At 31.3% G+C, this 1453-nt stretch carries 1 protein-coding gene; it reads right to left on the bottom strand.

Annotated features, from left to right (window positions below):
* Positions 1-39 precede the first annotated feature (39 nt).
* Entirely contained in the window at positions 40-1362 is a 1323-nt protein-coding gene (locus AXX12_RS03255; protein WP_066238134.1) for an IS3 family transposase, read from the bottom strand.
* Positions 1363-1453: the final 91 nt, after the last annotated feature.

The raw sequence follows: 1453 nt of genomic DNA, 5'->3' as shown, positions 1-1453 counted from the left end.
TAAAGTGGTCCCTATGTCAAGGACATTATAAAAAGAGAGTTATGCTATTAAAAGCTGATTTCTGTATTGAACAGGGGTCAGCTTTTTTAAATTCCACTGACAACGATAATTATTATAATAGTCCATGTAATCATCAATTACTGATTGGAGTTCATTTAAACTCGTACAATCTTTATAGTTTATTTCATCCTTCATATGTCCAAAGAATGATTCTTGAGGAGCATTATCCCAACAATTACCACGTCTTGACATAGATTGACCAAGTTTATATGACTTTAATAACTTCTGAAATTTAGGACTTGTATAATGACTTCCTTGGTCTGAATGAATAAATGCTTCTTCTATAAATCTAAAATTCTTATTTTTCATCAATTTGTGAATTGTAGTTGTAGCAATATCTAAAGTGATTCTATCAGATAAGTTATAAGCTAGTATTTCGTTAGTAGATGCATCTTTAATGGTCGATAAATAGGCCATACGGCCCCCACTGTATGGTAAATATGTTATATCGGTAAGTAATACTTTCCATGGAGTATTTTGTTTAAAATCTCTATTCAAAAGATTAGACACAACAGTATGTTCCTTAGTAGCTTTCGCTATTTGCTTATATGGATTTGCTTTGCGAATTGGGCAAACTATTTGGTATTTACGCATAATTCTTTGAATGCGCTTTCTACTATAGATTATGTTAAATTCATTATTCAATGTCATTTTAATAGATCTAGAACCCCGTTTATATCCTCTATGGTTGTAAGCTTTTAAGATTATATCCTTTAAAAATAAATCTTCATCTTCTCGTTGCAAACGTTGATCGGCAGATTTTAAATAACTATAATACCCTGAACGGGATACGCATGCCGTGTTACACAAATAACTAACCAAATTTGGCATATTTATTTTGTTAACAGTTAGTTTAATTAATTCAAATGCTTCTGCTGCGGATAGCTTATAATTTTTCACCTGCCTTTCTCGCAGCTCTAATTTTTTTAGCATTTCAACCTCAGCTTTCAAATATGCGATTTCCGCATCCTTCTTCGCTATTAATTCATTCTGAGTAAGCTTACGCTCTCGCGGGCGCCCGCTGTTAGTTCTTCTTGTATCATCTAATCCTAAAACACCATGTTTTTCAAAACTCTTTCTCCATCTATCACTAGCAGTTTCTGCACGCTTTATTCCAATTATATCAATATCAAACCCTGCTTCTTCGAAGATAACTCTTGAAGTTTTTCCCTTACTATATTCAGCTATAAAATGTATTTTAAATTCATTGGTATATGTTATCGCTTTTTCACTTATATTTAGGACGTACTTATTTTTAGATAATAATTCTATATCCCTATTGCTAAATAATTTTTTGCTCATAAATAATCCACCTCATAATTAATTGTACAAAAAAAGAACCTATGAAAATAGACTCTTTTTTATATGTGTCTACTTTATAGGTTCCATTTTA

Origin of the sequence: Anaerosporomusa subterranea (assembly GCF_001611555.1) — a bacterium.
Classification (GTDB): domain Bacteria; phylum Bacillota; class Negativicutes; order Sporomusales; family Acetonemataceae; genus Anaerosporomusa; species Anaerosporomusa subterranea.
The sequence above is the reverse complement of the archived record's forward strand: the minus strand, read 5'-3'. Positions and strand labels throughout refer to the sequence as shown.

Excerpts from the sequence above, each read along its gene's own strand:
- AXX12_RS03255 (WP_066238134.1), bottom strand. The coding sequence starts at position 1,362 with ATGAGCAAAAAATTATTTAGCAATAGGGATATAGAATTATTATCTAAA.